The organism is Vulcanococcus sp. DEBay_Sum22DG08_74 (assembly GCF_017852955.1).
In the GTDB taxonomy this organism is placed as follows: Bacteria; Cyanobacteriota; Cyanobacteriia; order PCC-6307; family Cyanobiaceae; genus Vulcanococcus.
In genome coordinates this window covers 1-4,655 of the sequence record NZ_JAFMKL010000122.1, presented here as the reverse complement: position 1 = coordinate 4,655, position 4,655 = coordinate 1, and the positions used below count along the sequence as shown (strand labels likewise).

The following is a 4,655-nucleotide window of genomic DNA, read 5'->3' as shown; positions in this document are numbered from 1 at the left end:
GAGCGGCTCTGGCAGCGCCTGATGCGTTTGCTCGAGGCCTATCCCGATTGGCCGGTCTTGCACTTCGGCGAAACGGAGGTCTTGGCCCTGGTGAAGATGGGCCAACGCTTGGGGGTGCGCGAGCGGGAGCTCAAGGCCCTACGGGCCCGGATGCTGGACGTGCATCAGCGCCTGCGCCAGCACTGGTGGATGCCCACCAACAGCTACGGGCTCAAGGCGGTGGCCAGTTGGCTCGGCTTCCGTTGGAGCCAACCGGGGGTTGATGGGGCTCGGGCTCTGCTCTGGTGGCGCCGCTGGCGCCTGGGCGGAGCTGGCGCCGATGGCCGTGGTTCTCGCCAGAACCTGCGCCGGATCTTCCGCTACAACCACGACGATGCCCTGGCGACCTGGGTGGTCGCCCGTTGGCTTCTCGATCAGCCCTGACCGCCAGCGCCGGTTGGAGGCGCGATAAAGGCCAGGGGTGTGCTGATCGTCAGCTCTCTGCCACCGGCCTGCAGGGTGCTGGCCTCGAGTTGAGAGCGTCGGATCAGCGCCAGCCCCCGGCCGCCCTGAGAGGAGGTCACCACTCCAGCCCGCTCGCCGCCGGCGCTGCTCAGGGTTGTGCCGGGCTCGAGGGCTTCACTGGTTTCCCAGTAGCGCAGCTGTTGCTTGACCCCGTCGTAGGTGGCGAGTTTCGCCAGGGTCTCCTGGCCCACGTAGCAACCCTTGTTCAGGCTCACCCACTGGGCCAGTCCGAGTTCAAACGGATTGGTGTCGTCGTTCAGTTCACCCGGTTCGGTGGGCAGGCCATGGCGCAGGCGGTTGGCTTCTACCTGTTCGCCGGACCATTCCGGCAGGTCAGCGAGCCATGGCGGCAGCTCCTCGTCAGATCGCTGCAAGACAACGGCGGCATTCGGACCACTGCCGAGGTCGACTCCGGGTCGCATCAGCACGCTGTCTTCGGTTTGGGCTTCGCCCTGCCACTGCCAGAGGGTGGCCGGCTGAACAGCGCCCAGCCGCACGTTGTCGGCGGGGAAGAGCACGCGATCCAGGGCGGCCCGGATGGCCTCACCATTCCCCGCGATGACGATCAGGTCAGCACCTGCGTCATCAATGCAGACCAGGGCCAGGCCGCGCATTCGTGCCGTTGGGCTGATCAGGCAGGTCGGCAGGCAGTCTCCGGGTTTGGCCAGTTCAATCGCTTGACTGCTCTGGCCGTGCAGGAAGCGGCGGGTGTCGCTGCCCTCCAGGCGGATCAAGCTGACGGGAGTGCCCCAGCGGCTGGCTGCGCTCATGCCTGGTGTGCGGCTGCGACTTCATCCAGCTGGAACAGGCTGCGCAGCTCCAGGCCGGCCTCCTGCATGGCAGCCAGGCCGCCTTCCTGGCGATCGACGATCGTCACGACGCGCTCGACCACATACCCCGCTTCGCGCAACTGCTTCACCGCTTTGAGGGAGGAGCCACCGGTGGTGACCACGTCCTCGAGCACGGTGATCCGGCTTCCCGCTTCCGGCAGGGGCCCTTCCAGCCAGGCACCGGTGCCATGGCCTTTGGCTTCCTTACGAACGATCAGGGCATCGAGGGCTTGACCGGCCAAGGCCGCGGCTTGGGCCACGCCACTGACCAGGGGGTCGGCGCCGAGGGTGAGGCCTGCGACGGCCACGGCGCCGGGTTCGACCAGTTCCAGCATTTGAGCCGACAGCAGCGCGAGGCCCAGTCCGCTGAGGCTGACGGGCTTGCAGTTGACGTAGTGACTGCTGGTGCGACCGGAGGCCAGGGTGAAGTTGCCGTGGCGGTAGGCCCGCGTGGCCAGCAGCTCCAGCAGCAGTTGCCGCTGTTCGGTGCTGGTGGAAGGCAGGGAAACGGTGGTAGTCACTCCGCTGGCGTCGAGCTCTCGGTCTGTCTAGTTTGCGCCTAGAGCCCAGAGCCCCAAGGGATGCCGCTGCTCCGCTCACTCGCCATTGCTGCCGCTGCGGCGGGATCGCTGATCCCGGCTGCTTCAGCGGGCCCCGTTGTCTGCCGCACCAGCATTGAGGCGCCCCTCGATGGTTCTCCCCTGGTGGAGGTGAGTCGCTGCGGGCCGGTGACGACCACCCCTGAGCTGATGGAGCAGCGCTTCTTCAGCTACACCGCGCCCTATGCCCGTGGGGTCAGCGTCGTGAATCAGATCACCGATGTTCTCGGCATTGCCATGGGCGGCCGCGAGGGCAACCGGGTGATGGGTCTGGGTTTCCCCGATCAGACCATCGTCTGGGACGGTTCGGCGGTCGAGAACACCTATCAAGTGCTGCTGGATCAGCAGAGCACCCCCCTGCCTTGGCGCACAGCCGATGTCTCCAATGGCTTCTGCCAAGGGTTGCCCCAGGGCGGCTGCAGCAACCTCTCTGCTCCCGTGCGCGGCCTGTGGTAAACCACAACCGCCGGGGGTCTAGCAATCTGGTGAATGCAGCGGACTCATAATCCGCCTTAGGCGAGTTCGATCCTCGCGACCCCCATTCTTTGGCGATGCGATTTCTGGCTCCGGCGGCCCTGCTGATCCTGCTGGCCTTTTTCGCCGCCTCCGAATTTGCCCTGATTCGCCTGCGCCCGACCCGGGTGCAGTTGCTCGAGGAGGACGGCCACGCTGGTGCGACCGCCGTGGCACGCCTGCAGCGGCGTTTGCGCCGGGCCCTGGTGGCGACGCAGCTCGGCATGGCCATGGCCCTGTTGGCGCTGGGCTGGAGTGGCCGCGCCCTGGCGGAACGGCTCTCCACTGCTGCCGGTCAGCAGGTCTGGTGGGACATCGCTGTCTTTGCTGTCCTCGTGCTCCTGGCCACTCTTTTGGGCGGCTTGGTGCCGAAGGCCTGGGTCTTGCATCGCCCCGAAGCCACCGCCCTTCGGCTGGCTCCGGTGTTGGAGAACCTGATTCGCACCCTGGCGCCGTTTTTGGCGGTGGTGGAGCGTCTGGGTGATGGGGTGCTGCGCTTGCTGGGCTTGCCGCGCAACTGGGATCAGTTGGTGCCGGCCCTCTCAGCCGGTGAGCTCGAAACCCTGATTGAGTCCAACAGCGTCACCGGCTTGATGCCCGATGAGCGCGACATGTTGGAGGGTCTCTTTTCTCTGCGCGATACCCAGGTGCGGGAGGTGATGGTCCCCCGTTCGGGCATGGTCACCCTGCCTTTGGAGGTGCGCTTTGGTGAGCTGATGGAGGCCGTCCATACGACCCACCACGCCCGCTTCCCGGTCTTGGGCAGTTCCCTCGATGACGTGCGCGGGGTGCTGGACCTCAGGCGTTTGGCGGAACCGATTGCCAAGGGACTTCTGCAGCGCGACACACCGTTGGCTCCCTATGTCACCCCGGTCACCAAGGTTCAAGAGACCACGCCAGTCGCTGAATTGCTGCCCTTGATTCGCAGTGGTCAACCGCTACTGCTGGTGGTGGATGAGCACGGAGGCACCGAGGGTCTGGTCACGATCTCCGACTTCACCAGCGAGATCGTCGGCGAAGAGGAGGATCCCGAAAATCCCGAGGAGGATCTCCAGCAGCTCCAGGACGACAGCTGGTTGGTGGCCGGAGATCTGGAGATTTATGAGCTGAACCGGGAGCTCAACCTCCAGTTGCCTGAATCCGACGAACATCACACCCTCGCCGGCTTCCTCTTGGAGCGCCTGCAGCACATCCCTTCACCCGGAGAAAGTGTGTTCTGGAAGGGGCATCAATTTGAGGTCCTCGCGATGGATGGTCCCCGGATTGACCGTGTAGAGATCAGTCGCCGTTTGGCAGAGCCCGTCAGCGATGACGACCTTTGATCCCTGATAATTACTGCGCCGGAACACCAACGCCATGAAGCCAGTCCGCGTTGGGGTCATCGGGATCGGAAACATGGGCTGGCACCACGCCCGGGTGCTCAGCCTGCTCAAGGATGCGGAGCTTGTCGGGGTTGCTGACCCAGACCCCCATCGCGGTCAGCTTGCGGTCGAGCAGTTTGGCTGCCGCTGGTTTGGGGATTACACCGAGCTGCTGAAGGAAGTCGAGGCGGTTTGCATCGCGGTGCCGACGCTCCTGCACCACCGCGTCGGCATGGCCTGCTTTGACGCGGGCGTCCACGTCCTGATCGAGAAGCCGATCGCAGCCACCCAAGACGAGGCCTCCGATCTGATTCGAGCGGCGAAATCCTCCGGCCGTCTGCTGCAGGTGGGGCACATCGAGCGCTTTAACCCGGCCTTCCGCGAGTTGGTCAAGGTGGTGGCTGGCGAGGAGGTGGTGGTGCTGGAGGCCCGCCGCCACAGCCCCAACCCGGACCGCGCCAATGACGTCTCGGTGGTGCTGGATCTGATGATCCATGACATCGATTTGGTGCTGGAACTGGCGCAGGCCCCCGTTATTCGCCTTGCCGCCGCCGGCGGCCGCAGCGCCGATGGTCCGATCGATTACGTCAATGCCACCTTGGGCTTTGCCAATGGTGTGGTCGCCAGCCTGACCGCCAGCAAGATGGCGCACCGCAAAATCCGCAGCCTCTCCGCCCACTGCCGCAGCGCCCTGGTGGAGACCGATTTCCTCAACCGCAGCCTGCAGATTCACCGGCGGACCCACCAGTCCTTCAGCGCTGACCACGGTGAATTGCTGTATCGCAACGACGGATTTATCGAAGAGGTGAGCACCTCGCCGGTGGACCCCCTTGTCGCTGAGCTGGAGC

Annotated in this window: 6 protein-coding genes and 1 tRNA gene; 5 read left to right on the top strand and 2 right to left on the bottom strand. The window is 65.3% G+C overall.

Translation table 11 applies throughout. The features are described 5' to 3' along the window. On the top strand, positions 1 to 423 hold a 423-nt coding region (locus QZ184_RS10265; RefSeq protein WP_296419462.1), incomplete at its 5' end, for a TM0106 family RecB-like putative nuclease. On the opposite strand, the gene QZ184_RS10260 is transcribed toward QZ184_RS10265, so the two are convergent. Both QZ184_RS10260 and pyrE read right to left on the bottom strand, forming a co-directional pair. Then, positions 414 to 1,274 carry an aminomethyltransferase gene (locus tag QZ184_RS10260; RefSeq protein ID WP_296419460.1) on the bottom strand — a complete coding sequence of 287 codons (861 nt, stop codon included), beginning with the start codon at positions 1,272 to 1,274 and terminating at the stop codon, positions 414 to 416. The genes QZ184_RS10265 and QZ184_RS10260 overlap by 10 nt on opposite strands. Beyond that, entirely contained in the window at positions 1,271 to 1,855 is a 585-nt protein-coding gene (gene pyrE, locus QZ184_RS10255) for an orotate phosphoribosyltransferase (RefSeq protein ID WP_296416399.1), read from the bottom strand. Before pyrE ends, QZ184_RS10260 begins: the two co-directional genes overlap by 4 nt. A 60-nt stretch (positions 1,856 to 1,915) precedes the next feature. On the opposite strand from pyrE, the gene QZ184_RS10250 reads away from it, so the two are divergent. From QZ184_RS10250 to QZ184_RS10235, 4 genes are all read left to right on the top strand, one after another. Beyond that, on the top strand, positions 1,916 to 2,389 hold the full coding sequence (locus QZ184_RS10250; RefSeq protein ID WP_296419458.1) for an Occludin/ELL family protein: 474 nt from the start codon (positions 1,916 to 1,918) through the stop codon (positions 2,387 to 2,389). A gap of 12 nt (positions 2,390 to 2,401) precedes the next feature. Then, positions 2,402 to 2,474, top strand: a tRNA-Ile gene (locus tag QZ184_RS10245). A 10-nt stretch (positions 2,475 to 2,484) separates the two neighbouring features. Continuing rightward, the gene (locus QZ184_RS10240) at positions 2,485 to 3,768 is read left to right on the top strand and encodes a hemolysin family protein (protein WP_296416397.1); all 1,284 of its coding nucleotides are present in this window, start codon (positions 2,485 to 2,487) and stop codon (positions 3,766 to 3,768) included. Positions 3,769 to 3,802: 34 nt separating this feature from the next. Further along, a partial coding sequence (locus tag QZ184_RS10235) for a Gfo/Idh/MocA family oxidoreductase (RefSeq protein ID WP_296419456.1) occupies positions 3,803 to 4,655 on the top strand: 853 nt, incomplete at its 3' end.

Coding starts and splice junctions, on each gene's coding strand:
- QZ184_RS10260 (WP_296419460.1), bottom strand. CDS start 1,274: ATGAGCGCAGCCAGCCGCTGGGGCACTCCCGTCAGCTTGATCCGCCTG.
- QZ184_RS10250 (WP_296419458.1), top strand. CDS start 1,916: ATGCCGCTGCTCCGCTCACTCGCCATTGCTGCCGCTGCGGCGGGATCG.
- QZ184_RS10240 (WP_296416397.1), top strand. CDS start 2,485: ATGCGATTTCTGGCTCCGGCGGCCCTGCTGATCCTGCTGGCCTTTTTC.